At 69.1% G+C, this 25,815-nt stretch carries 23 protein-coding genes; 5 read left to right on the forward strand and 18 right to left on the reverse strand.

Annotated features, from left to right (window positions below):
- Positions 1-28: 28 nt before the first annotated feature.
- The 3 genes from sbcB to RKE50_RS17170 are packed head-to-tail and all read right to left on the reverse strand — an operon-like array spanning position 29 to position 3,778.
- Positions 29-1,471, reverse strand: coding sequence for an exodeoxyribonuclease I (gene sbcB, locus RKE50_RS17160; RefSeq protein WP_350038540.1), 1,443 nt, complete (start codon positions 1,469-1,471; stop codon positions 29-31).
- Position 1,472: 1 nt separating this feature from the next.
- Positions 1,473-2,996, reverse strand: coding sequence for a fumarate hydratase (locus RKE50_RS17165; protein WP_350038542.1), 1,524 nt, complete (start codon positions 2,994-2,996; stop codon positions 1,473-1,475).
- Between the two features lie 23 nt (positions 2,997-3,019).
- The gene (locus RKE50_RS17170; RefSeq protein ID WP_350038543.1) at positions 3,020-3,778 is read right to left on the reverse strand and encodes a hypothetical protein; all 759 of its coding nucleotides are present in this window, start codon (positions 3,776-3,778) and stop codon (positions 3,020-3,022) included.
- Positions 3,779-4,059: 281 nt separating this feature from the next.
- Between RKE50_RS17170 and RKE50_RS17175 the strand changes: the two genes are divergently transcribed.
- Together RKE50_RS17175 and sodB are read left to right on the forward strand one after the other, a co-directional pair.
- On the forward strand, positions 4,060-4,692 hold the full coding sequence (locus tag RKE50_RS17175) for an antitermination protein NusG (protein WP_350038545.1): 633 nt from the start codon (positions 4,060-4,062) through the stop codon (positions 4,690-4,692).
- 210 nt (positions 4,693-4,902) lie between these two features.
- Positions 4,903-5,484 carry a superoxide dismutase [Fe] gene (sodB, locus tag RKE50_RS17180; RefSeq protein ID WP_350038547.1) on the forward strand — a complete coding sequence of 194 codons (582 nt, stop codon included), beginning with the start codon at positions 4,903-4,905 and terminating at the stop codon, positions 5,482-5,484.
- Positions 5,485-6,109: 625 nt separating this feature from the next.
- Here sodB and groL read toward each other — a convergent pair.
- The 3 genes from groL to RKE50_RS17195 form a co-directional block, all read right to left on the reverse strand.
- The gene (gene groL, locus RKE50_RS17185) at positions 6,110-7,753 is read right to left on the reverse strand and encodes a chaperonin GroEL (RefSeq protein WP_350038549.1); all 1,644 of its coding nucleotides are present in this window, start codon (positions 7,751-7,753) and stop codon (positions 6,110-6,112) included.
- Between the two features lie 68 nt (positions 7,754-7,821).
- Complete coding sequence (locus RKE50_RS17190) at positions 7,822-8,112, reverse strand: co-chaperone GroES (protein ID WP_035515397.1); 291 nt, start codon at positions 8,110-8,112, stop codon at positions 7,822-7,824.
- 151 nt (positions 8,113-8,263) lie between these two features.
- Positions 8,264-8,716, reverse strand: coding sequence for an FxsA family protein (locus tag RKE50_RS17195; RefSeq protein WP_350038552.1), 453 nt, complete (start codon positions 8,714-8,716; stop codon positions 8,264-8,266).
- Between the two features lie 76 nt (positions 8,717-8,792).
- On the opposite strand from RKE50_RS17195, the gene RKE50_RS17200 reads away from it, so the two are divergent.
- A complete protein-coding gene (locus tag RKE50_RS17200) occupies positions 8,793-9,110 on the forward strand; it encodes an MGMT family protein (protein ID WP_350038554.1) in 318 nt (105 codons plus the stop codon).
- The gene (locus tag RKE50_RS17205) at positions 9,107-10,225 is read left to right on the forward strand and encodes an acyltransferase family protein (protein ID WP_350038556.1); all 1,119 of its coding nucleotides are present in this window, start codon (positions 9,107-9,109) and stop codon (positions 10,223-10,225) included. Before RKE50_RS17200 ends, RKE50_RS17205 begins: the two co-directional genes overlap by 4 nt.
- Here RKE50_RS17205 and RKE50_RS17210 read toward each other — a convergent pair.
- From RKE50_RS17210 to RKE50_RS17255, 10 genes are all read right to left on the reverse strand, one after another.
- The gene (locus RKE50_RS17210) at positions 10,197-11,153 is read right to left on the reverse strand and encodes a glycosyltransferase family A protein (protein ID WP_350038558.1); all 957 of its coding nucleotides are present in this window, start codon (positions 11,151-11,153) and stop codon (positions 10,197-10,199) included. The genes RKE50_RS17205 and RKE50_RS17210 overlap by 29 nt on opposite strands.
- 13 nt (positions 11,154-11,166) lie before the next feature.
- Positions 11,167-12,168: a phytanoyl-CoA dioxygenase family protein gene (locus RKE50_RS17215; RefSeq protein ID WP_350038560.1), complete on the reverse strand. Its 1,002-nt coding sequence runs from the start codon at positions 12,166-12,168 to the stop codon at positions 11,167-11,169.
- The gene (locus RKE50_RS17220) at positions 12,165-13,943 is read right to left on the reverse strand and encodes a sulfatase family protein (protein ID WP_350038562.1); all 1,779 of its coding nucleotides are present in this window, start codon (positions 13,941-13,943) and stop codon (positions 12,165-12,167) included. Before RKE50_RS17220 ends, RKE50_RS17215 begins: the two co-directional genes overlap by 4 nt.
- Positions 13,944-13,977: 34 nt before the next feature.
- Positions 13,978-14,793: a class I SAM-dependent methyltransferase gene (locus tag RKE50_RS17225; RefSeq protein ID WP_350038564.1), complete on the reverse strand. Its 816-nt coding sequence runs from the start codon at positions 14,791-14,793 to the stop codon at positions 13,978-13,980.
- On the reverse strand, positions 14,790-15,815 hold the full coding sequence (locus RKE50_RS17230; protein WP_350038566.1) for a glycosyltransferase family 2 protein: 1,026 nt from the start codon (positions 15,813-15,815) through the stop codon (positions 14,790-14,792). The genes RKE50_RS17225 and RKE50_RS17230 overlap by 4 nt, the downstream gene beginning before the upstream one ends.
- A 27-nt stretch (positions 15,816-15,842) precedes the next feature.
- On the reverse strand, positions 15,843-16,562 hold the full coding sequence (locus RKE50_RS17235; RefSeq protein WP_350038568.1) for a sulfotransferase family protein: 720 nt from the start codon (positions 16,560-16,562) through the stop codon (positions 15,843-15,845).
- Positions 16,559-17,950, reverse strand: coding sequence for an AmpG family muropeptide MFS transporter (locus RKE50_RS17240; RefSeq protein ID WP_350038570.1), 1,392 nt, complete (start codon positions 17,948-17,950; stop codon positions 16,559-16,561). The genes RKE50_RS17235 and RKE50_RS17240 overlap by 4 nt, the downstream gene beginning before the upstream one ends.
- On the reverse strand, positions 17,943-18,638 hold the full coding sequence (locus RKE50_RS17245; protein ID WP_350038572.1) for a hypothetical protein: 696 nt from the start codon (positions 18,636-18,638) through the stop codon (positions 17,943-17,945). The genes RKE50_RS17240 and RKE50_RS17245 overlap by 8 nt, the downstream gene beginning before the upstream one ends.
- Positions 18,632-19,663, reverse strand: coding sequence for a hypothetical protein (locus RKE50_RS17250; protein WP_350038574.1), 1,032 nt, complete (start codon positions 19,661-19,663; stop codon positions 18,632-18,634). The genes RKE50_RS17245 and RKE50_RS17250 overlap by 7 nt, the downstream gene beginning before the upstream one ends.
- A gap of 63 nt (positions 19,664-19,726) precedes the next feature.
- The gene (locus tag RKE50_RS17255; RefSeq protein ID WP_350038576.1) at positions 19,727-20,380 is read right to left on the reverse strand and encodes a hypothetical protein; all 654 of its coding nucleotides are present in this window, start codon (positions 20,378-20,380) and stop codon (positions 19,727-19,729) included.
- A gap of 134 nt (positions 20,381-20,514) precedes the next feature.
- On the opposite strand from RKE50_RS17255, the gene RKE50_RS17260 reads away from it, so the two are divergent.
- Positions 20,515-21,309: an acyltransferase gene (locus RKE50_RS17260; protein ID WP_350038578.1), complete on the forward strand. Its 795-nt coding sequence runs from the start codon at positions 20,515-20,517 to the stop codon at positions 21,307-21,309.
- Here RKE50_RS17260 and RKE50_RS17265 read toward each other — a convergent pair.
- Positions 21,306-24,809, reverse strand: coding sequence for a glycosyltransferase (locus tag RKE50_RS17265; protein WP_350038580.1), 3,504 nt, complete (start codon positions 24,807-24,809; stop codon positions 21,306-21,308). The two genes, RKE50_RS17260 and RKE50_RS17265, sit on opposite strands and share 4 nt — an antisense overlap.
- Before the next feature lie 18 nt (positions 24,810-24,827).
- Positions 24,828-25,739, reverse strand: a complete 912-nt coding sequence (locus tag RKE50_RS17270) for a peptidylprolyl isomerase (protein ID WP_350038582.1) — start codon at positions 25,737-25,739, stop codon at positions 24,828-24,830.
- Between the last annotated feature and the right edge of the window lie 76 nt (positions 25,740-25,815).

Here is a 25,815-nt window from a genome sequence, read left to right on the forward strand (position 1 = left end):
GGCGGCATTATACGGGCGCGGTGCCGGGTCAGGCGAGCAGCGAGTCGCCCCAGGCCTGCAGCTCGGCGAGAAGCGCCGCGCCGCGCGGGTCGGCACCTGCCGCCAGCGCCTCGAGGCGCGCATTGAACTGCTCCAGTTCGAGGCCGCCGAAGCCGTCTTCGCCGGAGAGGCGCTGGTAGCGGAAGGCCTCCCAGGCCTCGCGCTCTTCCTGGGCGAGGGTCTCGGGATAGTTGCGGGCGCGGTAGCGGAACAGCAGTTCCGGCAGACGCGCGTCCTCGAAAGCGAAGGCGGCGCCGCCAAGCTCGCCGGGCGGCGTCGCGCGCACTTCGTCGCTCAGGCGGCGGTCCGCGTCGGAAAGAAAACCACCATAGAGGGCGAGGTCCGGGTCCCGGCGTGCGCTGTCCGCGGGGCGCGTGTGGATCGCCGCCAGCTTGTCGGCGACCGCGCGCGGATCGCGTTCCCGCCAGGCTCGCAGCGTGGCCAGGTGCTGCCGGCAGCGGTCGCCGTCGAGGCCTGCGCGCTCGGCGAGCCGGCCGTCGAGCATCTTCGGCGGCAGCAGCACGGGGCAGCGGTTGAGGTGCACGCTCTTCAGGCCGGGGCGGCGGACGCCCTCGGGCAGCTCGTCACCGCGGGTGTAGAGCAGTTCCCGCAGCATCTCCGCGTCGCCGTCCACCAGCGGCGCCGGATCCTCGGCGAGGTCGTAGCAGATCACCTCGTTGCGGTTGGTCGGGTGCGCCGCCAGCGGCACGATGAGCGAGCAGTTGTGCCGCGCCGCGCCGAACATACCGGAGATGTGCAGGACCGGCCGCAGCGCCGACAGGTCCAGCGCTTCCTGCGCCGCGCGCTTGTCCCGGTGGTCGCGGAGGTACGCGAAGAGTCCCGGCTGCCGCTCGCGCACGAGCTGCGCGACGGCCAGGGTGGCGCGCACGTCGACGAGCGCATCGTGGGCACCCTCGTGGGCGATGCCGTTGGCTGCCGTGAGGTCCTCGAGGCGGAAGCTCGGCAGCCCGTCCTCGCGCAGCGGCCACGCGATGCCCTCCGGGCGAAGCGCCTCGGCGGTGCGTACCACGTCGATGAGGTCCCAGCGCGAGTTGCCGTTCTGCCACTCGCGGGCGTAGGGATCGAAGAAGTTGCGGTAGAGCGTGTAGCGCGTGACCTCGTCGTCGAAGCGCAGGGAGTTGTAGCCGACGCCGCAGGTGCCGGGCCTGGCCAGTTCCTCGTGGATGCGGCTGATGAACTCGGCTTCCGCCACGCCCTCGGCAGCGGCCCGCTGCGGCGTGATGCCGGTGACCAGGCAGGCGTCCGGGTGCGGCAGGTAGTCGTCGGCGGGTCGCGCGAACAGCGTCAGCGGCTCGCCCACGGGGTTGAGGTCTGCATCCGTGCGCAGGCCGGCAAACTGCACCGGCCGGTCCCGCGCCGGGTCGGTGCCGAAGGTCTCGTAGTCGTGCCAGTAAAAGGTCGGCGCGGCCAAGCTAGATAAGCTCCAGCGCCTGCTCCTCGATCTTCGCCTTCCAGGCTGCAGGGCCGGTCTGGTGCACCGAGGTGCCGCGGGCATCCACGGCCACGCTCACCGGCATGTCCTTCACCTCAAACTCGTAGATGGCCTCCATGCCGAGCTCGGGGAAGGCCACGACACGGGCACCGGTAATGGCCTTGGAGACGAGATAGGCCGCGCCGCCGACGGCCATGAGGTAAACGGCGCCGTGCTTCTTGATCGCCTCGATACCGGCCGGGCCGCGCTCGGCCTTGCCGATCATGCCCATCAGGCCCGTGTGCTCGAGGATGAAGTCGGTGAACTTGTCCATGCGCGTGGAGGTCGTCGGCCCGGCGGGGCCTACCACCTCGTCGCGCACCGGGTCCACGGGGCCCACGTAGTAGATGAAGCGGTCGCGCAGGTCCACGCCCTCCGGCAGGCCCTCGCTCGCCTTGATCAGCTCCTGCATCTTCTTGTGCGCTGCATCGCGGCCTGTGAGCATCCTGCCGGACAGGAGCAGCGTGTCGCCGGGCTGCCAGCTCGCGGCCTCTTCCCGGGTCACCGTGTCGAGGTTGACCCGGCGCACGCCCTCGCCCACTTCCCAGGTGATCTCGGGCCAGTCATCGAGGGACGGCGGCGTCTGCAGCGCCGGCCCGGAGCCGTCGAGGACGAAGTGCGCGTGGCGGGTGGCGGCGCAGTTGGGGATCATCGCCACGGGCAGCGAAGCCGCGTGGGTCGGGTAGTCCTTGATCTTCACATCCAGCACCGTGGTCAGGCCGCCGAGGCCCTGGGCACCGATACCGAGGCGGTTCACCGCGTCCATGATTTCCAGGCGCAGCTCCTCGACCCGGTTCGCCGGGCCGCGCTCGCGCAGCTCGTGGATGTCGACCGGGTCCATGAGCGATTCTTTCGCCAGCACCGCGGCCTTCTCGGCGGTACCGCCGATGCCGATGCCGAGCATTCCCGGCGGGCACCAGCCGGCACCCATGGTCGGCACGGTCTTTACTACCCAGTCGACGATCGAGTCGGAGGGGTTGAGCATGGCGAGCTTGGACTTGTTCTCCGAGCCGCCGCCCTTGGCCGCCACCTGCACGTCCACGGTATCGCCGGGCACCAGTTCCATGTGGATGACCGCCGGCGTATTGTCGCCGGTGTTCTTCCTTGCGCCGGCGGGATCGTCGAGGATCGAGGCGCGCAGCACATTGTCCGGATGGGTGTAGGCCCGGCGCACGCCCTCGTTGACCATCTCGCTGACCGACAGGGTCGCGTCCCAGCGCACGTCCATGCCGATTTTCAGGAACACGGTGACGATGCCCGTGTCCTGGCAGATGGGCCGGTGGCCCTCGGCGCACATGCGCGAATTGATGAGGATCTGCGCCATGGCGTCCTTCGCCGCCGGGTTCTGCTCCATTTCCCAGGCCTTGTGCACGGCCTGCACGAAGTCCAGCGGGTGGTAGTAGGAAATGAATTGCAGCGCATCGGCGACGCTATCGATGAAGTCGTCCTGGCGGATGGTGGTCATGCTCGCTCCTTGGTAAATATCGCTTAACCGCCTGCGCCGCCGGCGGCCGTGCCCTGCTGCAGGGTGCGCACGGTGCCCTCGAGCTGGCTGATGCTGGCGTTCACCTGGCGGCGGAAGGCGTTGATGGACTCCACCCAGCCCTCGTTCGCCTCGACGCGCTTGGCGAGGCGGTTCATCTCGAGCTCGAGCCGGTTGAGGGTGTCGGCCACCCGCTCCACCTGCGCCTGGTTTGCCTTGGCGTTGCCCATGAGCCGCTCGAGATCACCGGCGACGCCCTCCAGCCGCGCGATGTCGCTGCTCGCTGTCTTGAGCTGGCCGCTGGCCGCGGCAACGTCCTTCTTCAGCGCCGCGATGGACTCGCCCTGGTTGCTGTTGGTGCCCTCGATCTCATCGAGGCGCGCCTTGTTGCGCCGCCAGGCCGAGGCCCAGAGCTTGTCGACCTCCGAGTAGAGCTCCTTGATCTTAACCGCCATGGCCGCGGTGTTCTGCGACAGGCCCTCGTCCGTGTCGGACAGCCGAGCCTCGAGCTCGCCGATGCGCTCTTCGTAGCGCTCGAGCTGGAAGCCGGTCTGGGTCAGCCGCTCCTCGAGCTGCCAGGCCCAGGCACAGGCCACGGCGGCGACCACCAGGGAGACCGTGGCCACGAGGCGCAGGAACAGGCTGTTGCCGGTCGGTGCCGGAACCGCCGCGCGGGTCGCACCTCGCCCTGCCGGCCCCGCGGCCCCGCGGCCGGCGCCGCTGCGGGGTGCCCCTGCCAGATCGTCGTCATCTCGGGTCGGCACGATAGAGGGGATATCTTCGGGGTCGTCATCTCGCGACATGATCGGGGCCTGACTGCAAGAAAAACCCGAGTATAACGCCCGCGGGCCGGCGGCTTAACAGCTCGCATGAAAACAACGGCGATAGCCTGTGGCGCGGCGGCGCCCGTGCCCGCCGGTCCGATCTCCGGCGCTGTGCGGGACCGCAGGGCTTCGTGCTATCCTCTGGAGCGAAGTACGACGGCCGGCCGGGCCCGTGCATGCCGGCGGCAACTTTTATCCTGCGACTCGTTCGGGAGGAAATCATGGAGTTTGTCGACTTTCTTTTCCGCTGGGGCCACGGTCTCTTCGGCATCACCTGGATCGGCATGCTGTATTACTTCAACTTCGTGCAGGGAGAATATTTCAAAGAGGCGGAGCCCGACGCCAAGGCCGACGCCACTAGGAAACTGGCCCCGCGCGCGCTCTGGTGGTTCCGCTGGGGCGCGATGTTCACCTTCCTCACCGGCCTCTACCTACTGTGGATGTTGGGCAAGGGGGTCAACCAGTACATTGCCCTTGGTGCTCTCATGGGCATTTTCATGTTCCTCAACGTCTGGCTGATAATCTGGCCGGCGCAGAAGATCGTGGTCGGCATCACGGAAGGTGACGCCGCGGCCGCGGCTCCCAAGGCACTGCGCGCGTCCCGCACCAACACGCTGTTCTCCGGCCCGATGCTCTGGGGTATGTTCGGGTCCAAGCATGGCAGCTACGACACGAGCGGCTTCGAGGCCATCAGCTTCAGCGACCTGGGCTTCCTGGTCCCGCTACTTATCATTCTCGCGCTCGAGGTCAACGGCATCGTCGGCAAGGTTGGCCCCATGGCCAGCGTCAAGGGCGTGATCCACATGAGCGTGCTGCTGACCGCGGTCGTCTTCGGCCTAGTCGCCTTCCTCTAGCCGACGCAGACCTCTACCAAGCGCGCTGTCGCCGGGGGCGGACACGCCGCCGTGCCCCCGGCGGCGCTTCGGTCCGACCCTGCGACCGTGCTACCATTGATGCTTACCACGCAGGCAACCAATCGGCGCAGCGCATAGCGCCGTATGTCCTGTGACGCCGGGCCGCCGGTCCGCCGCCGAAAGCCACAGCAACCGTCCAAAGGAGACCCCATGGCCTTTCAACTGCCACCCCTTCCCTATGAGCAAAATGCCCTCGAGCCGCACATCTCCGCGGAGACCCTCGAGTACCACTACGGCAAGCACCACAAGACCTACGTCGACAAGCTGAATGGTCTCGTCGATGGCACGGACATGGAAAACAAGTCCCTCGAGGAGGTCGTCAAGGCGGCCGAGGGCGGCGTCTTCAACAACGCGGCCCAGATCTGGAACCACACGTTCTACTGGCACTGCCTGTCCCCGAACGGCGGCGGCGCACCCTCGGGCAAGCTCGGCGAAGCCATCGACGCGGCCTTCGGCTCCTTCGACAAGTTCAAGGAGGAGTTCACCAACAGCGCGGTGAACAATTTCGGCTCCGGCTGGACCTGGCTGGTGCAGAAGGGCGACGGCTCCGTGGCCATCGTCAACACCAGCAACGCCGGCACCCCCCTCACGGACGACAGCGTCACCCCGCTGCTCACCGTCGACGTCTGGGAGCACGCCTACTACATCGACTACCGGAACGCCCGCCCCAAGTACATGGAAGCGTTCTGGAACCTCGTCAACTGGGAGTTCGCTGCTTCCAACATGAAGTAAGACACTCTCAGCGTTCCATCCCGGAAGCCCTCTTCGGAGGGCTTTTTGTGTCTGGGGGAGTTGCTGGCGGTGAGGCTTGGGGACGGCCGAGCGCGGCATGTTTTGCCCAGCGAACGGGTGTGCGTGCGGCAAGCAACGGCGTGTTTTCCCCAGGAACCAGGTGTGCGGGCGGCAGGCCCCGGCATGGCTCCCCGGGACACGCTACAAGCACGTCCATGTGCGCTCGACGCGGGCCATCCATGGCCCGCGACGGTCCCGGGGAGCCATGCCGGGGCCTGCCTTCTCAGCCAACCTCGTCACACTGGCAACTCGCGGCAAGCGCAGTCAGCCAACTGAAAGCGCACTGATAGCTCACATTTAAACAAGCAGGTTGGGGTGTAACCGCGGTGGAAAGTTGCGCAGCGTCTTAGAGAAGGAAGGGGCGGGAGAAGGGGGTGCGGACCGTCGCCGGCCATGGATGGTCGGGGCGGCCTTCCGCGGCGCCGAGCGCACATGGATGTGCTTGTAGCGTGTCCGCACCCCCTTCTCCCGGCCCTTCCGCCACCAGGACCAACAATGGACCCCACAAAAAAGGCAAAAAAAACCCGGCACAGAGGCCGGGTTTTTAGTCGGGCTCAGAGGGCGCTTACATCATGCCGCCCATGCCGCCCATGCCGCCCATGTCGGGCATCGCGGGGGCGGCTGCCTTGTCTTCCGGGGCGTCGGCGATCATCACCTGGGTGGTGATCATCAGGCCGGCCACGGAGCCGGCGGCCTGCAGGGCCGTGCGGGTGACCTTGGCCGGGTCGATGATGCCGGCTTCGATCATGTCCACGTACTCGCCCGTTGCGGCGTTGTAGCCGTAGTTGCCCTCGCCCTGGCGGACCTTGTCGAGGACCACGGAGGCCTCGTCGCCGGCGTTGCTGACGATGTGGCGCAGCGGGTTCTCCATGGCGCGCAGGGCAGCGGCGATGCCGATGTCCTGGTCGTGGTTGTCACCCTTGAGGCCGCGGATCGAATCGATGGCGCGGATCAGCGCCACGCCACCACCGGCGACCACGCCTTCCTCGACGGCGGCACGGGTTGCGTGCAGCGCATCCTCGACGCGGGCCTTCTTCTCCTTCATCTCGATCTCGGTGGCGGCGCCGACCTTGATCACGGCAACCCCACCGGCCAGCTTGGCGACGCGCTCCTGCAGCTTCTCGCGGTCGTAGTCGGAGCTGGTGTTCTCGATCTGGACGCGGATCTCCTTGATGCGCGCCTCGATGGCCGCGCCGTCGCCGGCGCCATCGATAATCGTGGAGTTGTCCTTGTCCATGGTCACGCGCTTGGCCTGGCCCAGGTGCTCGAGGGTGGCGGACTCGAGGTCAAGGCCGACTTCCTCGGAGATCACCGTGCCGCCGGTGAGGATCGCGATGTCCTGAAGCATGGCCTTGCGGCGGTCACCGAAGCCCGGCGCCTTGCAGGCAGCGACCTTGACGATGCCGCGCATGTTGTTGACCACCAGCGTGGCCAGCGCTTCACCCTCGACGTCCTCGGCGACGATGACCAGCGGCTTGGAGGACTTGGCCACCTGCTCGAGGAGCGGCAGCAGCTCGCGGATGTTGGAGATCTTCTTGTCCACCAGCAGGATGAACGGGTCGTCCTGTTCGACACTCATGTTGTCCTGGTTGGTGATGAAGTACGGCGACAGGTAGCCGCGGTCGAACTGCATGCCCTCGACCACGTCCAGCTCGTTCTCGAGGCCCGAGCCTTCCTCGACGGTGATAACCCCGTCGCGGCCGACCTTGTCCATGGCCTCGGCAATGATGTCGCCGACGGCGTGGTCGCTGTTGGCGGAGATAGTGCCCACCTGGGCGATGGCCTTGCCGTCTTCACAGGGGGTGGAGGCCTTCTGGATGGCTTCCACGGCGGCGGCGACAGCCTTGTCGATGCCGCGCTTGAGATCCATGGGGTTCATGCCGGCGGCAACCGCCTTGAGGCCTTCGTTGACGATGGCCTGGGCGAGGACGGTGGCGGTCGTGGTACCGTCACCGGCGGCATCGGAGGCCTGGGAAGCGACTTCCTTGACCATCTGCGCGCCCATGTTTTCGAACTTGTCCTTGAGCTCGATCTCCTTGGCCACGGAGACACCGTCCTTGGTCACGGTCGGAGCGCCGAAGGACTTGTCGAGAATGACATTGCGGCCCTTCGGGCCGAGCGTGGCGCGGACTGCGTCGGCCAGAATGTTGACGCCATCCAGCATGCGGTGGCGGGCTTCATCACCAAAAAATACGTCTTTTGCTGCCATGATTCGTTCCTTGCTCGTTCGTTTCGTGTCAGATCAGGGTCAGATCCGGGTGGTCGGGTGCGGGAGGCTTACTCCACGACAGCGTAGATCTCGCTTTCACCCATGAGGATCAGCTCTTCGCCATCGATCTCGATGGTGTTGCTGCCGGCGTACTGGCCGAAGACGACCGTGTCGCCGACCTTGACGGCCACCGGGCGCTGTTCGCCGTTGTCGAGCACCTTGCCGTCGCCCACCGCGACAACCTCGCCCTGGTTCGGCTTCTCCTTGGCGGAACCGGGCAGCACGATGCCTCCGGCGGTGGTCTCCTCTTCTTCCTTGCGACGAACGACCACACGGTCGTACAGCGGACGGATCTTCATTGGCTACTTCTCCAAGCTAACAACGTTATCGATCCCCTGTCGGGGCCTGCCGCATCTATTGGGGCCGGGGGGGCGCTTTTCAAGGGATTTTTAGCACTCTTTTCGACCGAGTGCTAAATTTTTCGATAGGTAATTGTTTTTGCGAGACTTTTTATCGGCGCGGCGCGCCGTCGTTATCCTCGTCAACGCGGGTGTAGTCTCCTTCGATGGTCGCATCGTGGCGCCAGTCCCGGGCCGTGTGGCCCGGGCCGTAGGGGTCTTCGGCAGCCGGGGCACCGAAAAGCCAGCGCGAGAGCCGGCGCCGGAGCGGCCCGATGAGCACCAGCAGGGCGAGCGTGTCCGTGATCAGCCCGGGTACCATGAGCAGCAGGGCCGCCAGCCCCACGGCCATGTCGTCGACGAGGATCTGCGGGCCGAAGAGCCGTCCTTCCTGCGCTTCGCGGAGCCGGTTGAAGAGGTCCCGGCCCTGCAGGCGCAGCAGCGCGAGGCCGGCGACGAAAGTCAGGAAGACATAAGCCAGGGCGGTGAGGGCACTGGTGGCCACCCCGAGCTGGATCAGGGTGAACAGTTCCAGCCAGGGGAGCAGCAGGAGAAACAATCTCATAAAGCCAGTATGGGGGCGGGGTTCGCGTTTGCAAGGCGTGCTTGCCAGCTACGCGGCGCGGGGGCAAGCTGCCGCCATGGCGGCGGACCCGACAATCGACGAGCGCATCTGGCTGGTGGTGGCGAGCATCCCGGCCGGGCGGGTCTGCAGCTACGGAGACGTCGCCCGCCTCGCCGGTCTGCCCGGCGCCGCCCGGCGCGTCGGCCGCGCCCTGCGCGCGCTCCCCGCGGGCAGCAGCGTGCCCTGGCACCGGGTGGTCGGCGCCGGAGGCAGGCTGTCGCTGCCGAGGGAGACCCGCGCCGGCCGCGAGCAGCGGCGGCGCCTCGGCGAGGAGGGCATCGCGATATCCGACAGCGGTCGCCTGCCCTTCGCCGCCTGCCGCTGGCAGCCGTGAGCAGCGGACCGGGGCTGCGCGCCGGCGTACGCCGGCCGGACGACTACCAGCTCGAGCTGGAATGCCTTCGCGGCTGGGCCATCAGCCTGGTCTTCCTCTTTCACGCCTGGGGCATCTCCTTCGGCGGCGGCGCGAGCGGGCGCATTCCCCCCTGGCTCGCCTTCGTCGTCGCGGGCAATACGGGGGTGACGCTGTTTTTCGTGCTCAGCGGCTTCCTGCTCAGTCGCCCCTGGCTGCGCCACCTGCAGGGGAAACGGCCGCCACCGGACACCCGCAACTACCTTGTTGCCCGGGCCCTGCGCATCCTGCCGCTCTACTACCTCGCCGTCGCTGTCGCGATGCTGGCCAGCGGCGAGCCCGGGCGCGTACTGCCGGCCCTGTGGTTCCGCTTCCTGGGCTTCGAGGTGTTCCCCTGGGGCGTCGTCTGGTGGACGCTCATCACCGAGGTCCAGTTCTATCTGGCGCTGCCCCTCGCCGGCTGGCTCGCCTGCCGCGGGCCCGGCGGGCGCCGCCTGCTGCTGGCGCTGCTGGCGGCCTGGCTGGTGGCCTACGCGCTGCTGGTCGTCGCCGGCGAGAGCGGCAAGGGCTTTCTGCTGACGAAATCGCTGTTCGCCAGGCTGCCGGCTTTCCTCCTCGGAATCGCTGCGGCCTGGCTGTCGCTGCACAGCACCTGGCTCCCCCGGCTGCCGGCCTGGCAGCGCCTGGCCGGCACCCTGCTCTGCCTCGGCCTCCTGGCGTTTCTTCTCCAGGCCGTCGTCGCCATGGGAGACCAGGCGGCCGAGCAGCGCTGGCACCTGCATCACACCCTTGAAGCGATGCTCTGGGCGGGGCTGCTCCTGCTGCTGCTCGGCGGCGCTTTCCCGGGCCGGGTACTGCTGGTCAACCGGCCGCTCGCGTGGGTGGGCAAGCTGTCCTATTCGATCTACCTGAACCACGTCCCGATCCTTTTCTACCTGATCTTCCCGGCGAAGGCGGGCGTGGAGAACTACGCGGGTTCGCCCGCGGCGTGGGCCTGGCCGCTCCTCGGCGCCGCCCTGTCGCTGGCCCTCGCCGCCGTGACCTGGCGCCTCGTAGAGCTGCCGTTCCTCAACCTGAAGGGGCGGCTGGCGCGCTGACGGCAGCCTGCTGCGGACGGCGGCGGTGAATCTTGGCGGCCTCCGTGGGCAGGTGGCCGAGGAAGTTGAGGGGGGCGGTGGTCGTGAACGCGCTGTTGCCGCGCAGGGCCCGGTACTGTTCCCGGTATGCCTCAAGGCGCGCCTCGCGCTGCTCCGGTGCGCTGTTGGTGGTTGCACCGCCGTGCACCTGGTGGAAGCTCCCCTCCCCCACGAGCTGCACGAGCTCCGCACCCGTCGCCTCGCTGGCCCGCTTGAAGAAGTCGAGGTTGGCAAAGCCCCCGCCGGGCAGGTCGAAGCGGGGATCGAGGCCGCCGAGGCGCTCGAACAGCGCCCGCCGCAGGACGAGGCAGTTCGACTCGAACATGCGGTTGAACCAGGTGGTGTGGCTGGCGCCGCCGCGCAGGGGCGCGCCGACCTCGAACAAGCGATACCCGTCCGCCGGCCAGTCGATGCGCTCAAGGAGCCTGTCTTCCCGCGCCTGGTCGTAGCCGTTCAGCACCGTTTCCGGCTGGTCGCCCGGGCCGAGATAGAAGTAGCGCACGGCGATCACCGGCTCGGCAAAGGCGGCGGCGGCACGCAGGGACCAGCGGAATACCCCCGGGGTGAGCAGGTGGGCGCCGTCGATCATGATGCAGAGGAGTTCGCCGCGGGCCTCGGCCGCGCCCAGGTTGACCGCCGCCACGGGGCTCGGCAGGGGCTCGGATACGGAGAGCCGGCGCAACGGCACCCGGGCCGTGAGCGTGTCGTCCAGTGTCAGCGGCGCCGGGGAGCCGTTGTCGACCAGCAGTACCTCGTAGGCGAGGTCCGCCGCGTCGAGCTGGTAATCACGCGCCAGGCTTTCCAGGGTGCGGGGCAGCTCGCGCTGCATGCCATAGCGCACGAGGATGATCGACAGCTTCACGGCGCCCTTTGCAACGTCCTTCACCACGTCGTTCTCAAGGTCAGAGCAGCAGCGGCTGTTGTTTCGCCGGCGCGGTGGAGGCAGCGAAGAACCAGGACTCCACGGCGTAGCGGAAGCCGCTGTCGGCGGGCCCCGTGCCGGTCCGGTGCAGGTTGTAGTGGTCGAAGAACAGCGCATCGCCCGGCGCGAAGCGCGGATACAGCAGCGGGCGCTCGGCGCAAAGGCGCTCGACCAGCTCCGGACCCACGGTCCAGTCGAAGAGCGCACCGTCCGTGCCCGTGGGGTGGATGACCGGCTCCCGGCCCCCGATCAGTTCCATGCCGGGCGCCGAGGCACCCTCGCCGCAGTCGCTGAGTGCAATCCACAGGTTGACGGTGCGGATGCCGTCGCCGAGGAAACGACCGTCCTGGTGCCAGCCGGCGTTTCGCGTCGGCTTCGGCGGCACCTTGCGCAGGACCCACTTCCTTGCCGAGAGCACGCCCGGCTCACCGAAGTAGCCCGCCAGGAGCGCGGGCAACCCCAGTGCATGGTAGAGCTCGCAGAGCGTGAAGGCCGTCGCCGGCGAGTCCACGGCCCACAGCGACCCGGCCTGCTGCGGCGCCCTGCCCTGGCTCGCGAACTGCTGCGGCCCGCCCACGACGCCCGATGCCCGCCCGTACCAGCGTTCATCCACCGGCGAACCGTCATCGAGGGCCGCGGCGTGACGGGCGGCGAAGGCCCGGTCCAGCTGCCCGCGCAGTCCGGCGACGGTCTCCGCATCGATGAGACCGCGGACGATGACGCCCCCGGCGCCCTGGATACCGTCTCGCAGGGCCTCGGCGTCCAGGGCGGCCGCCGGCAGCTCCGACAGCGACGAGCGGGAGATCGCTGGCGGCCGGTCGATCGCACCCGGCACCGGGTCGGGCCACTCGCGCTCACGGAAGGCCGCCAGGCGCAGGTTGATCAGCTCGCGCTCTCGCGCAGCCGAAGGCGAGGCACGGTTCTCGGCAAGGGCCGCCGCGAGGCGGTCTGCCGCCGCGGCTGTCGCCGCTTCCGTTGTCATTCGCTCTCCTCCCCGGCAAAGGCGGGACTGGCGCAGGCACGCGCCGCCAGTGTCGTCAACAGGCGCTCCTCGGGTTCACCGCCGGCGAGCGAGGCGAGGTCATCGTTGAACAGCAGCGGCCGGCCCAGCCGGCCCAGGAACGTCGCACCGCCCTCGCGGTCGCTGCCAAGGTATGCCGGGCGGTGGTAGACATCAAGGGGCAGTGCCGGCTCATCGACTGTCGACGCGTCGAGCAGCTGCCCCCCCGCGAAGAGCCGGAGCTGCGCGCGACTCAGGCTGGGAAACGCCGGCGCATGGTCGAAGCGGCTGTCGACGAGCACGGCCAGGGAGCGCCCCGCGGGTAACGGCCCGCTCGCCTCCAGCTCGCCGACCCGCGCCGTCAAGCGCCCGCCTTCCAGCTGCAGGGACCACAGGGGCGCCTGGTCCAGCAGAACCTGTCGCGGCCCCGTGTCACCGGGTGCCAGGCAAAGGACGGCGGTGCGGCCACCGTAGCCGGGCGCACGCCCGAGTGCGTCACCGGTGAGGATACCCCCGCCTGCGTCGCCGCGGGGCAGGAAACGGTAGTCAACGACAGCGGCATCGCGACGAAAATGCTCGTAGGCGGCAACCAGCGCATCGATCGCCGGCGCTTTGCTATCGCTACCGTCGAGCGCCACGAGCCGGGGCGCCTCCGTCGCGGAACCCAGCAGGCGCCACGCCCCGTCCGGCGTCAGCGCAGACCATTCGCGGTAGCGGCCCGCGCCGGCTTCCCAGAACAACGGCTCCTCTCGCGCGCTCCCCGGGTAAAGAAAATCGAAGCCGGGAGCGACACCACCCCCGGCGCCAACGAAGGTGGCGAGGTAGTCCGTGTACGCGACCACGCGCTGGTCGCGCTTTCCCGCCGGCACGCGCCCCGGCCAGCGCACGACCAGGGGAGTGCGCACACCCCCCTCGTGAAAGCTGCCCTTGCTACCGGTCAGCGACGGCAGCGGCGGGAGAAAGCGGGCGTCGGTCCCGTTGTCGCCGGCCAGCAGGACCAGCGTGTTGTCGGCCACGCCCGCGTCGTCCAGGGCCGCGAGCAGGCGCCCGACCGCCCGGTCCAGCACCTCGACCATGGCGAGATAGCGGCCCCGGGGCGTGTCCGGGTAGCGCTCCGCGATCGACGGCGGTGCCTCGTGCGGCGTGTGCGGTGCAAGGGTCCAGACATTGAGCAGCCAGGGCCGGTCGCCCGGTGCCTCGCCGATGCGGGCGATCGCCTCGTCGACGATGTGGTCCGTGAGAAATCCCGGGTGCTGCTGCGGCGCCGCGTTGTCGCGCTGCAGCCAGGGGTCCCGGTAGGTCGGGCGGCGAAGCTGCCACGCCGCGGCGTCTCCCGGCCGGCGCAGGAGGAACTGGTTCAGGAAACCGTAGAAGCGGTCGAAGCCCTGCTGCCGGGGCCAGGCCAGCCGGGAAGCAAAGCCCGCGTGCCACTTGCCGACGTGCCAGGTGCGGTAGCCCAGGGCGCGGAGCGCATCGGCGTAGGTGTGTGTCTCCGGGCTGATGCCAAGGCCCGCGGGCCGGAAACCGGAGCGGGCCGGCGATGCCCCGGTCAGCAGGCCGACGCGGGTCGCCGCGCAGCTGGCATCCACGTAGTGACGGGTAAAGCGGGTGCCCTCGGCGGCGAGGCGGTCGATGTGCGGCGTATGCGCATCGGCCGCGCCGAAAGCACCGAGGGCATCGCTACCGAGATCGTCCGCCAGGATAAAGAGGATATTGGGTGCCGCCTGCCCCGCCGCCGGCAGGGAAAGCAGGAGCACGAGCCCGGCGAGCTGCCACCGCCACGGCCGCGAATCAGCCCTCCGCCGCACCCCGCCCCGGCTCGTCATTGCCCGCGGCCTGGCCCTTCCCCTGCCCGCCCTTGGCACCCTGGCCCCGGAGCGCGCGGAAGCGCGCGGCCTGGCGGCGCGCTTCGAGGAAATGGGCGGCGTGGGCATAGAACTGGCGCAGCTTGTGCTGCCGGGCGTCATCGCTCGCGAACAGGAGGTCCAGCAGCGGGTGCGCCGGCCGCTCACCCCCGGGCTTGCGCAATACGCCGAGGCCGAAGCCGTGGTCGAAGCGGAAGGTTTCCGGGTGCGAGGTCATGAGCTCCTCGAAGTAGCGCCAGGCCCCGTACTCGGGCAGCCGCGCCATGACATCGTGGAACAGCACGATACCGCCGGGGCTGACCTTCGGGTACCAGCTCTCGAAGTCCTCCCGCACCGCCTCGTAGGTATGCAGGCCGTCGATATGCAGCAGGCCGATGCTGTCGTCGTCGAACTGCGGCAGCGCCTCCTGGAAAAGCATGCGCAGCAGGTAGGCGAAGCCCCGGTAATGCTCCCGGGCATGGGCCTGCACGTCGCGGAAGATGGATTCGTCGTAGCTGTCCGTATGCGCGTCGCCTTCCCAGGTATCGATGGCATAGGCAACGGCGTCAACGTCGAAGTCCTCGAGCGCCTGGCAGAAGGTAAAAAACGAGAGGCCGTTGTAGACCCCGAGCTCGACCACCATGCGCGGCCGCAGCGCCTCCACGAGATCATAGGCGAAGGGCAGGTGGTCCACCCAGGTGCTGAATACCATGCGCCGCGGCTCGAAGCCGCGCAGCGAAGGCGGGAAGTAGATGTCGCTCACCCGGCACCACCCTGCTGCTGGCGGCGGGCTGCATCGTGGAGCAGCACCGGCGCTTCCCGCGGGGCGAACTGCTCGCCGGCGCCCGCGAGCCGGGTGGCGGAGTACTGCACGAAGCGGTGCACGTTGGGGCTGAGCTCCCCCAGGTACAGCGGGCTGGTGCGCGGGCTCGCGTAGTCGCGGCCGCGGAGCCTGCGATACTGGGCCTTGATCTCGTCGATGAACAGCTCGCGCGCCTCCGGCGCTTCGCCGCCGGTGGTCACGCCGCCGTGAAACTGGTGAAAGGTGCCCTCCCCGGGCAGCATCACGTGCTGCACGCCCGGGTGCTCGCAGGCGCGCTTGTACAGGTCGAGGTTGACCATGCCCCCGCCGCGGAGGTCGAAGCGCGTGTCCATGCCACCGAGCTCTTCCCAGACGCGGCGGGGCATGCTCAGGCAGTTGCTCTCGCTGATCGGCAGGTAGAAGCCGCCGGCACAGGAGCCGCTGAAGCAAGCGATGTCGAAGAGCCGGTAGCCGTCCCGGGGCCAGTCGATGGAAGCGAGGAGCCGCTGGTCCTGCTCGACGTCGTAGCCGTTGGCCACCGCGAGCTGCTGCAGCTCGGAGCCGATGTGATAGCCGGGCACGGCGACGATGGCGCTGTCGTGAAGGCGGTGCCCTGCGAGCAGGCCGCGGACGATGCCCGGGGTCAGCAGGCGCGCGCCGTCGATCATCACGCAGATATTGCTCCCTCGGGCGCGGCGAACGCCCTCGTTCACCGCGTGTACCGGCGTCGGGGCCGTCTCGTCGCGGAGCAGGTAGCGGAAGTTGCCGGGCAACCCGGCAACGAAGCCCGGGTCGAGCAGTTCCCCGGAGCGGTTCTCGACGATGAGTACTTCGTAGTCGCCCGGCCTGGCCCCCTGCTGGTAATCCGGCAGCAGTGAGCGGATGGTGTTCCGGGCCTGCAGGGCCATCCGGTAGACGACGACAACGATGCTGAGCTTCGGCGGACGCAGACGCCCGGCCGCATTCCTCACGGTTTGCATCATGGCGCGGAGGGTCCTCTTCCCGTGGTCTTATGGTCTTATGGTCGCCCGCGCGCCCCGGCGCAATCGGCCGTGGAGCCAGCGCAGCGAAAGGGGCAGGCGGTCGCTGCCGTGCGCCTTGCGCAGGCCCTCCTCGAAGAAGGGCTCCTCGGCAACGGCGGTGGCATCCAGGCCGAGCTCGCCCGCGAGCTGCTCTACTGTAGCACGATAGCCCTCGGCGTCGATGTCGAAATCCACGAGCGGGAAGCCCCGCCCCCTGCGCAGCGCAAGGAGACGCTTGTTGTAGGCTTCCCACAAGCCGTAGGCGACGTCCCGCGCCATCTCGCTGCGGTTGGCGAGGGAGGCGGCAACCGCTGCCGGGTGGCGGAACACGCCGACGAACTCCATGGCCGGGTACACCTCCAGCCAGCCGTCGATCACGAGCAGCGTGCGCGGATCCTTGAAGCCGGCAACGGGCGCATCGGCCAGGGAGGCGAGGATCTCCCGGGCCCGCGCCTTGTGCGCCGCACGCCAGTGCACGCGCGTCGGCGGTGCGTCCCAGCTGCCGCCGCTTGCTGCGAGCACGGCGTCGTTGAGGTCGACGATGGCCTGGTTTTCCCGGTTGCCTTTCAGGTTGTAGCGGTTCCACTCGTGTACCTCGCCGAGCACGAGGCCCGCGCGCTGCAGGGAGCCGGTCAGGCAGCTGGTGCCGCTGCGATGCATGCCGACAACGGCGATGAGCCGCTGCGGTGCGCGCCCCGCGCCCGTCAAGGCGCGGGCTCCGGGGCGGCACGGTCCCGGTATTGACGGTGCTCGCGCGCCATGAGCACCAGGACCAGGACGATGGCCGGCACGCCGAGCGCCGCCGCCACCACGAAGAACCAGGGGTAGCCGCTGCTGTCGACCAGCCAGCCCGAGAAACCGGAGATGAACTTGCCCGGGAGCGTCATGAGCGAGCTGAACAGCGCGTACTGGGTCGCCGTGTAGCTGCGGTGCGTCAGGCTCGAGAGGTAGGCCACGAAGGCCGTGGCGGCGATACCGCCGCTGAGGTTGTCCGCGCTGATCACCAGGGCCAGCCAGACGATCGGCGGCGGCGCTGCTCCGCCCTCCAGCGCGAGGAGCGAGAACAGCAGGTTCGTCGAGGCGACGAGGATCGCGCCGAGCAGCAGCGGTCTCAGGATACCGAAGCGCAGTACCAGCAGGCCGCACAGCGCGGAACCGGCGATGGTCATGAAAAACCCGAACAGCTTGGCGATACTCGCGATCTCCGACTTGCTGTAGCCGAGATCCAGGTAGAACGGGTTGGCCATAACCCCCATGGCGATGTCCGACAGCCGGAACACGGCCACGAAGACGAGCACCACGACCGCGAAACGCCGGTAGCGCTGGAGGAACTCGAGGAACGGGCAGACCACCGCGCCGAGGAGCTGGCGCTGCCAGAAGGCGCGTCGCTCGAGATGCATGGGGCGGCCCATGACCCGGTCGACCATGGCCGAGTCCATGCGCTGCTGTTCCAGCGCCCCCCGGTGCGGCGGCTCGTCGCCCCAGAGCGTTGCCGCCACGCCCACAGCGACCAGGACGGCCATGGCCAGGTAGGCCGCCGACCAGCCGCTCGCATCGGCGATGTACAGCGCCCCGGCACCGGCCACCAGCAGCGCGACCCGGTAGCCGAAGATATAGCCGGCGGAGAGCGCACCCTGCTCCTCGTCCGGGGCCGACTCGATGCGGAACGCATCCAGCGCGACGTCCTGGGTCGAGGAGGAAAAGGCAACCAGCACCGCGGCCGCGGCAATCGGCAGCAGGGAGGCGGCCGGGTCGAGCTGGCTCATGGCGGCGAGGCCCGCGGCGATGCCGAGCTGGCCCAGGAGAATCCAGCCGCGGCGCTGGCCCAGGAGGGCGGTCAGCAGCGGCAGGCGCACGCGGTCCACCACCGGCGCCCAGAGCACCTTGAGGGAATAGGTCAGGCCGACCCAGGCAAAGAAACCGATGGCGGTGCGGGCCACGCCCTCGTCGCGGAGCCAGGCCGTGAGGGTGGAGAAGACGAGCAGGAAAGGCAGGCCCGCCGAGAAGCCGAGCAGGCTGATGACCAGCACCGGCTTGCGGGCGTAGACCCGCAGCGCCTCGCCCCAGCCGGGCGCCTGCCCGCCCGCGCTAACCATCGCGCGCGGCCCGCATCGCCAGCGCCTCGCGGTAAAGGGCCATGTCCCGGGCGTGCCAGGCCTCCACCTCGACACGGAAGCCCGGGTCCTCGATGTAGGGTCCACGACTGCCGTGGTCCGGGTCCGCATTGACATTCTGCGGCGCTACCGTGGGCTGCGCCCCGGCGAGGAATTGCTCGCTGAACTGGCGCACGTCCTCGGCGTAGTGCTCGGTGATACCCACGAAATCGAAGCGCGACAGCGGGAAGCCCCAGAGAAAGGCGCTGTAGATGTTGCGCAGCTCCGGCCCGAGGCAGAAGCGCTCCAGCGTCCAGCGCTCCTCGACCACCTGCCGGTGAAGACGCCCCGCGTCCAGGGGGTTATAGCTCCGGTACCAGTAGTGGTAGTGCGAGGCCAGCCGCTCCACCGGGTCGCGCAGCCAGACCACGAAATGGCGGCCGTCGCGCGCCGGCAGCAGCGCGTACTTGAGGGGCAGGAAGTGGCCGTGGATACAGCGCGCAGCCTGCACCCGGGGCGGCGGCGCGGCGTGGCGCAGGCAACCGGCCAGGGCACGCAGCCGCCGCGCAGCCACGGAGCGATTGATCGGCCGGTCCCGGTAGTCGCGCAGCAGCCCGTCGCCATACACAGCCTCGAGAAGACCGAGGAAGCTCGTCCCCGCGGTCTTCGGCAGGTGCAGGGAGATCAGCACGCGGGCTCCACCCGGCTGGCCGCGAAGCCCGCGAGCAGTGCTGCCGCGCGCCCCCAGTCCACGGGGGCCGGTGTTTCCGGGTAGCGCGAGAAGTCCTCGGCGAAGAGCCAGTCGCGCCCGAACCAGCGCCGCGCGACGGCGCTATTGCCGGCTGCAAAGGCGGCGTAGAACTCCTCGGCCTCCGCCCGCGGCGGCAGCACGCTCACACCGGCGCCGTGAGCCTGGAGATAGGCGGCGAGGGCATCGCGGGTCGAGCGGTGCCGGTCCCGGCTCTCGCGATCGCCGGCGCAGCACTCGTTGAAGCGCAGCAAAGCGGCCTGCGCCGGGGCTGAGAGCGCCGTGTTCACCGGTTCCGGCAGCGCCAGGTCGAGGAGCGGCAGGCCGGCAAAATGGCAGAAGTCGCTGACCACGTCCCCACCCTGGAGCACGCTGCGGTCGTAGAGACAGGGATGCACCGCCGCCTCGCCGAAGGCGTCCGCCCAGCGGCCGAGAAGCGCCTCGAAGTCGAAGTACGGGGGCGGGCTGCGCCGTGGCCGCCGCACATTGGCGATGGGCAGGATCGTCGGCGGGATGAAACCGGCGCGCAGCTTCTGGCTGTAGAAGCTGAGGGCGAGTTCGTCCTGGCGCCGGAGGTAGACCCGCACCTGGATGTCGTCGAACAGGGGCTCCAGGAACGCTGCCAGCGCGGCAACCTGCTCAGGCTCCAGGAGCCGGGAATGGAAGTGCTCCGACGAAATGACGAAGACGTCCGCCCTGGCGCCGCCGACCTCCGCCGCGAAGGCCTCGAGGAAGCTCGCCCGCCAGCCGGCCCGCGCCGCGGCGTCGTCCAGCCCGTGGAGCCGCGTGTAGTCGTCGCTCTCGCCCGGGTTCATGAACGCCGCGGCGAGGGCACGGTTGTTGCCGCGCCCGGCGCTGGTGCAGCAGTGGGCACCGGACCGGGCCAGTTCCCCGGCACCCCGCGACAGGTAGGCCTGCAGGGAGCTGGAACCGGTCTTCTCGGTGCCGATGTGAAGGACGGCGCGCACGGTTCAGGCCACCGGGCTGTTCGGGCGGCCGGCGTCAGGCAAGGTGTTCACTGGCGAAAGCTCTCATGCGGAAAAGACTTCCCGGGCGTAGTAGCCCTTGTCGAAGACCCACTGGTACTTGCGGTAGACGAGGGGCTCGAGGTCGGCGGTCAGGTAATCGCGATAGTCGTGGCGCTGCGTGGTGTTGACCGCCTCGGCCTGGAACGGTGAAGCAAAACAGCCCGCGCAGCCGAGCACGATGGACGGGCCCAGCGCCTCCTGGCGCACGACCAGGAGGTTGTCTGGGACGAAACCGTCGACGGTGTAGTAGTCACGGAAGTCGAACCACCAGCGGGATTCGGCCACGAAGGCGGGGAAGTCCCCGGCGAGGGCGAGTACCTGGGCGCGGCCGCTGTCCCAGGCGTGTCCCTTGCGCAGGTAGTGGTAGCGGGAGACCTCCATGGCGTAGGGGTTGCGCACCATCACCAGCACCCGGCGGAAACGCTCCACCCGGTGCGGCAGGCCCTGCTCTTCGAACCAGGCGTCCACCGTCGCGAGGTTCTGGTGCCGTCGCCCGGTGACCACCCGCACGCCGTCGCGCCCGGCGAGGTCACCCTCGTGACCCGCCTGCACCGCGTAGTAGACGGGCGCGCGGAGGCTCCGCGTCAGCGCCTCGCTGACCGCCATGCCCGCCGTTTTCGGGACATGAAGAAACAGCAGTTCATCGTTGAAAACCACGTCGCGGCAACCCCGGGAATCATTGAGCAGCGCCCGGCAGGCAGGCCCCCGGACAAGTCGCGAAGTGTACCACCGGCGCGGAAAGAGCGGCCAGCAGCGGGGACAGCGACGGGGGCGGCGAGTACACTGCGCTCATGGTCGAAGAAGATACCATCGCCGCGATCATCAGCGGTTTCACCACGGACAGGGACCGGTGGCGGGCGGTGCCTGCGTCGGCGTTCGCGGCCAACGGCATCACCGTGGAGGGGGTCCCGGAGCAGGTCGCGCTCTATCTTCGCGACGGCGTTCGCGATGCCCGCGTCACGCTGGTCCCGCCCCCGCCCGGTGAAGGGCGGGCCCGGGTTTTCATCGGCGACAACCTGCGCGGCACGCTGCGGGCGGCGCTGCGCTGCGATGGCAGCACGCTCTACCTGGGCGACAACTGCAGCTTCAACGAACTGACAATCCGCGCGCGCCAGCCCGGCGACCTGGTTGCCTGTGGCAATGACGTCGCGGTGACCGGGCCGGGCACCTGGATTTCCGGCCTGGAAGCGGCCCCGGGGCGGCCGGCCCTGGTCGTCGGCGACTGCTGCCTGCTCGCCGCGGGCGTCACGCTGCGCAACAGCGACGGGCACCCGGTGCTGGACCGCGCAAGCGGCGAGATCACGAATGCCCCGGCCCGTGGGATCGTCATCGAGCCACACGCCTGGCTCGGCGAGCGCAGCGCGGTACTCAAGGACGTTACCATCGGCGCTTTCGCGCGGGTCGGCTTCGGCAGCGTTGTGACGCGGGACCTGCCCCGCTACGCCGTTGCCCAGGGTGTGCCGGCGACGTTCCGCGTGGACAGCGGCCGCTACTGGGCCTGGGACGCGACGGAAACCGGACGGGCGCGGGCCGCCGAATTCCTCGAGCGCTTCCCGCCCGCAGACGACGCACCGGCAGGCAGCTAGCCGACGGCGGCCTCGCGCAGCGGCGGCGGCAGGTCGCGGCGGAGCATGGCTTCCGCCTGCGCGCGGCTGAAATGGGTCGCCAGCCAGTCTCCGTAGTGCGCCATGCGCGGCTCGAGCGCTGCCGTGCACTCGATGATGCCGATGATGGCCTCGGCGACCGCCGGCGCGCTGTCCGCCACCCAGAGGACCTCGTGGGCATCGGGGATACCCTCGGCGCCGACAGGGGTCGTGACCAGCGGCACGTTGTGATGCACCGCCTCGATGACCTTGCCCTTCACTCCGGCACCGTAACGCAGGGGCACAACCGCCAGTCCCACCTGCCGGTAGAGCGCGGCCAGTTCCTCATCGCTCACGTAGCCGTGCACGGTGACCTGCGCCGAGGCCAGCGCCTGTACCTGTTCACCGGGGTTGGAGCCGACGAGATGGACGTGCACGTCCCGGCAGGCCGCGTTCACCAGCGGCAGCACCTCGGTCACCAGCCAGCGGGCGGCGTCCACGTTTGGTGGATGGTTGAAGCCGCCCACGAACAGCAGATGCCGGGGCAGCGACGGCGCATAGTCCGGTAGCGGCCGGTCCGGCAGCGCATAGAGCGGCACCGTGCGCAATACGGAGCCGGGCCGCTCGCGGGCGATCTCGGCGATCTCCACCTCCGAGAAGTAATAGATCCGGTCCACCTGCTCGAACACGGCATATTCGCGCTTGCGCCAGCTGGCGGCCGACTTCTCGAGTTCCGGGTCGGCGAGCACTGCCGCCTCGCGCTGGATGCGCAGGTAGTGCAGGTCGTGGCCGAAGAAGCTGACGGATGGCCGCGGGGACAGCTTCGCGAGGTGGGGCAGGAACTGCTCCGCCACGTGCGGCCGGTGCAGGAAAATCTCGTCGATGTAGGGCGCGTGCTCGGCGAACCAGCCGTCGAGGTTCCGGGCGATGGACTCACCCACCAGCACCTCGATCCCGAGCTGCTGCAGCGCCTGCGTGTACGGCTGGTGCGGGAAGAAGTTCGCGCCCATGAACTGCACCCGGTAGCCCAGGGCCAGCAGCAGCTGCAGGTAGAGGAAGGTCGAGCGCGAGCCGGCGTCCTTGTCGTGGTGCGGCACGTAGTGGTCGATGACCAGTACGCAGCGACGCCGCGACGAACGGTCCCGGGCCCAGGTGACGTGCTCGGCATTCTCGAAGTGCTCCGCGGCCAGCACGGCCTGCCACTTCTCGGCGAACACGGCCTGGTTGCGCACCTGGTGCCGCTTCACCCCGGCGGTGAGGTCCGTCCCGTTGCTCACACCTTCGAAATGGAAGATCCGCGAGGCCGGCTGGTAGACCACGCGATAGCCCGCGGCGCGGACCGCGAAGCACAGGTCAGCGTCCTCGTAGTAGGCGGGAACAAAGCGCTCGTCGAAGCCGCCCAGTTCCTCCCAGAGCGAACGGCGCACGGCCAGGCAGGCGCCGGAGACGTAGTCCACGTCCTTGCGGTAGCTGTAGGCGGGCTTGTCCGGGTCGTCGCCGCGGCCGAAATTCCAGCCGGAGGCGTCGCGCCAGAGAATGCCGCCCGCCTCCTGCAGCTTGCCGTCGCCGAAGAGCAGCATGGGGCCGGCCGCGCCGACGTCAGCCTCCTCGAACACCGCGAGCAGCGGCGCCAGCCAGCCGGCCGTGACGGCCGTATCGTTGTTGAGCAGGAGCACGATGTCGCCGCGGGCCTCCCGCGCCGCCCGGTCGCAATTGCGCAGGAAGCCGACGTTCTCCCCGCGCACCACCGTCACACCCTGCATCCGCTTTTCCAGCGTGGTGGTGAGGTCGGCGGAGCCGTCGTCCGCGACGATGATCTCGACGGGGGTATCGTCCAGGTGATCGTGCAGGGCCTTCAGGCAGTGCGCGGTCACCCGGTAGTCGTTGTACACGGGCACGATGATCGAGACGCGCGGCCGGTCGTGTTCCGGGAAGGCGAGCGTCAGCGTATCGAGGTCCGGGTCCAGGGCTTTCGGGTCGAAAACCAGCCGCTCGCCGGCCTGGTCCGGGAAACGCGCATGAATCCAGACGCGCAGGTCTTCCGGGGAGCTGCGGAAGAACACGCTGGCCGCGCGTTTCAGCCGCGGCCAGCTGAAGCTGCGGGCCGAACCGGCGGGGTTTCGCGCGACGTAGCGCAGCACGTCCGAGGCCATGGCCAGGCGGCTGGGCCGGGCCTCGGGCCCGGGCAGGTCGAAGTCCTGTGCGTGCCCCCGCGCGGCGATGAGCACGTTGTCGTAGCTGGTAGCGGTGCCGTGGCGGCCGGTCAGCAGCTTGTAAACGCGGGACAGCTGGCGCTGGATCCGTCCCAGCGGCGAGGCCTCGAAGGCCTGCAGGTTGCTGTAGGCCTCGCTGAGCGTATAGAACAGGTAATCGGCCTTCTCCTGCAGGGCGTCGTGCGCCGCCTGCAGCTCCGCCCGCTGCTGCTCCAGGGCCCGGTGCTGTCCGGCGAGGGTATCGTAGGCCTCGACCTGCGCGCGGTGCGCGCCCGCGAGGGCCTCGTGGTCGGCTTCCAGTGCCTCGTGCACACCCTGCAGCCGGGCATGGGCGTCGCGCTCCTTGTCGTGGGCGTCCACCAGCGCCGCATAGTCGCGTTCCGTTACCCGCAGCCGCTCCAGCGCGTTGTCCCGCTCGCCGGTGCGCTCCTCGACCAGCACCTCGGCCTCGCGGCGCGCGTTGCCGGTCTCGACGATCTCGGCCAGCGGAGCAAAGGCATCGGCATAGTCCCGGAGCCTGGGCAGCAGCGAAGGCGAGGACGGCGGCATGGCCGCGCGGGGGCCGCCGGCACAGAGGTTCTCGCAGTACTCGGCAAGCAGTGTTTGCTCGTAGGTCTGCAGGGCGCGCTCGGCGGCAGAGAACTGTTCACCGGAGGCCGCGTGCCGGAGCCCGGGCTGGAACAGGTCTTCCGAGGCGGGGGCAGCGAGCGGCACACCGAGCCCGGCGAGCCGCTCGAGCAGCCGCTCCAGCTCCGTGGGGTCGGCCGCGATGGCATCGTAGGAGATGCAGACGTGCGGCCGGTTGGCGAGGGCCTCCAGGGCACAGCGATTGTAGTGCTCCCAGAGCGCCAGGCCGTAGCCCAGCGGGAACGCGTTGCGCCGCCGCAGCGAATCCGCCACCGCGAGGGGGTTGCGGTACACGTAGAGGATAACCGTGTCACTGCCCGCCCAGGCGGGCCAGGTCAGGCAGAGCCGGGGGTCCTTGAGGAAGGCGCCTGCGCCGGCCTCCGCGGACGCCGCTAACGCGTCGTTCACCGCGGCCACCGACGGGCCGCCGCGACCGAGCGGCGCCTCCGGCGGCTGGAACCAGCTGGCGCCGGCCTCCTCGAGGAGCGCGTCGTTGGCCTCGACCAGGTCCCGCCGCTCGTAGAAGCCGAGGGGGTTGTCGGCCTGCGCCGCGAGCATGTCCTCACCACGGCCGGCGTGAAGGCCGGCCGCGTCGAGTACGCGGGCCACCAGCGATGTCCCCGACCGGTGCATGCCGAGGACCAGCACTTGGGGTTCAGTCATCGAGCGGCCCCACCCCTGTCACTGATAGGGCGCGAAGAGTTCCTCCAGCGCGTCGCCATCGACGAAGGCGTCGTCGGTGATGCCGAAGCTTGCCGAGACGGCCTTGGAGGCGAGCTTGCGGTGCTCGGCGATGAGGTCTTCCATGATCGCGCCGCGCACCTCCTCGTAGGGCTTGTAGCCCGACTCACGGATGCCGTCCAGGCGGATGATGTGCACGCCGAACTGCGAATCGGTGACCTCGGAATAACCGCCCACCTCGTCGATGGCGAAGAGCGCCTCCGAATAGGGCGGCGTAATGCCCGGATCGCCGAAGCGGATCCACCTGTCGAGGGACCCGCCGCGCTTCGATGAACCGGGATCACCGGAATACTCTTCCACGTAGTCCTCGAAATCCGCACCGGCGCGCAGTTCTTCCAAGAGGCGCTGCGCCTTCTCGCGCAGCTCCGTCCGGTCCGGGCCGGGCGCCTGGGCCAGCAGGATATGGCTGGAGGCCCGGGTCTCGGGAATGGTGGCGTACTCGTCCTTGTGCGTCTTGTAGCGCTCTTTGGCGAGGGCCTCCAGGTCGGGCAGTTCATAGTTCGCCAGGGCGCGCTTGAAGGCGAACTCCCGCTTGACCTTGTCGAGGCGCGACTGCAGGTCACGGTAGCCGGGATCGTCCGCGCCGACCTTTTCCGCCTCGGCAACCAGCTTGCGGTTGATGACCAGTTCGTTGATCAGGGCAAAGCGATCGCCGCGGTCGCGGGCCGCGGCGTTACGTATCTTGTCGGGCGTGCTCGCGAGGATCTCGGCGAGCTCGTCGTGGGTAATGGTCGCCGGACCGTCGGAGATTACCACCTCGTCGTCGGCGGCGGCGGCCAGGGGGGTGACCAGGGAGCTAATAAGAAGGGCCAGGCAGAAGGCGCCCAGCGTGCCAGGAATCTGCTTCAACATGGGTATCCAGGATCTGTGGTTAATTCAGGACAAAAAAAACCGGCGCCCCGGAAGGGGCGCCGGCTCGTTCACACGA

This window comes from Pseudohaliea sp. (genome assembly GCF_040217025.1).
Taxonomy (GTDB): Bacteria; Pseudomonadota; Gammaproteobacteria; order Pseudomonadales; family Halieaceae; genus Pseudohaliea.

Excerpts from the sequence above, each read along its gene's own strand:
- RKE50_RS17165 (WP_350038542.1), bottom strand. The coding sequence starts at position 2,996 with ATGACCACCATCCGCCAGGACGACTTCATCGATAGCGTCGCCGATGCG.
- RKE50_RS17175 (WP_350038545.1), top strand. The coding sequence starts at position 4,060 with ATGGAGTTTGTCGACTTTCTTTTCCGCTGGGGCCACGGTCTCTTCGGC.
- sodB (WP_350038547.1), top strand. The coding sequence starts at position 4,903 with ATGGCCTTTCAACTGCCACCCCTTCCCTATGAGCAAAATGCCCTCGAG.
- groL (WP_350038549.1), bottom strand. The coding sequence starts at position 7,753 with ATGGCAGCAAAAGACGTATTTTTTGGTGATGAAGCCCGCCACCGCATG.
- RKE50_RS17190 (WP_035515397.1), bottom strand. The coding sequence starts at position 8,112 with ATGAAGATCCGTCCGCTGTACGACCGTGTGGTCGTTCGTCGCAAGGAA.
- RKE50_RS17195 (WP_350038552.1), bottom strand. The coding sequence starts at position 8,716 with ATGAGATTGTTTCTCCTGCTGCTCCCCTGGCTGGAACTGTTCACCCTG.
- RKE50_RS17200 (WP_350038554.1), top strand. The coding sequence starts at position 8,793 with ATGGCGGCGGACCCGACAATCGACGAGCGCATCTGGCTGGTGGTGGCG.
- RKE50_RS17215 (WP_350038560.1), bottom strand. The coding sequence starts at position 12,168 with ATGACAACGGAAGCGGCGACAGCCGCGGCGGCAGACCGCCTCGCGGCG.
- RKE50_RS17230 (WP_350038566.1), bottom strand. The coding sequence starts at position 15,815 with ATGATGCAAACCGTGAGGAATGCGGCCGGGCGTCTGCGTCCGCCGAAG.
- RKE50_RS17240 (WP_350038570.1), bottom strand. The coding sequence starts at position 17,950 with ATGGTTAGCGCGGGCGGGCAGGCGCCCGGCTGGGGCGAGGCGCTGCGG.
- RKE50_RS17260 (WP_350038578.1), top strand. The coding sequence starts at position 20,515 with ATGGTCGAAGAAGATACCATCGCCGCGATCATCAGCGGTTTCACCACG.
- RKE50_RS17265 (WP_350038580.1), bottom strand. The coding sequence starts at position 24,809 with ATGACTGAACCCCAAGTGCTGGTCCTCGGCATGCACCGGTCGGGGACA.
- RKE50_RS17270 (WP_350038582.1), bottom strand. The coding sequence starts at position 25,739 with ATGTTGAAGCAGATTCCTGGCACGCTGGGCGCCTTCTGCCTGGCCCTT.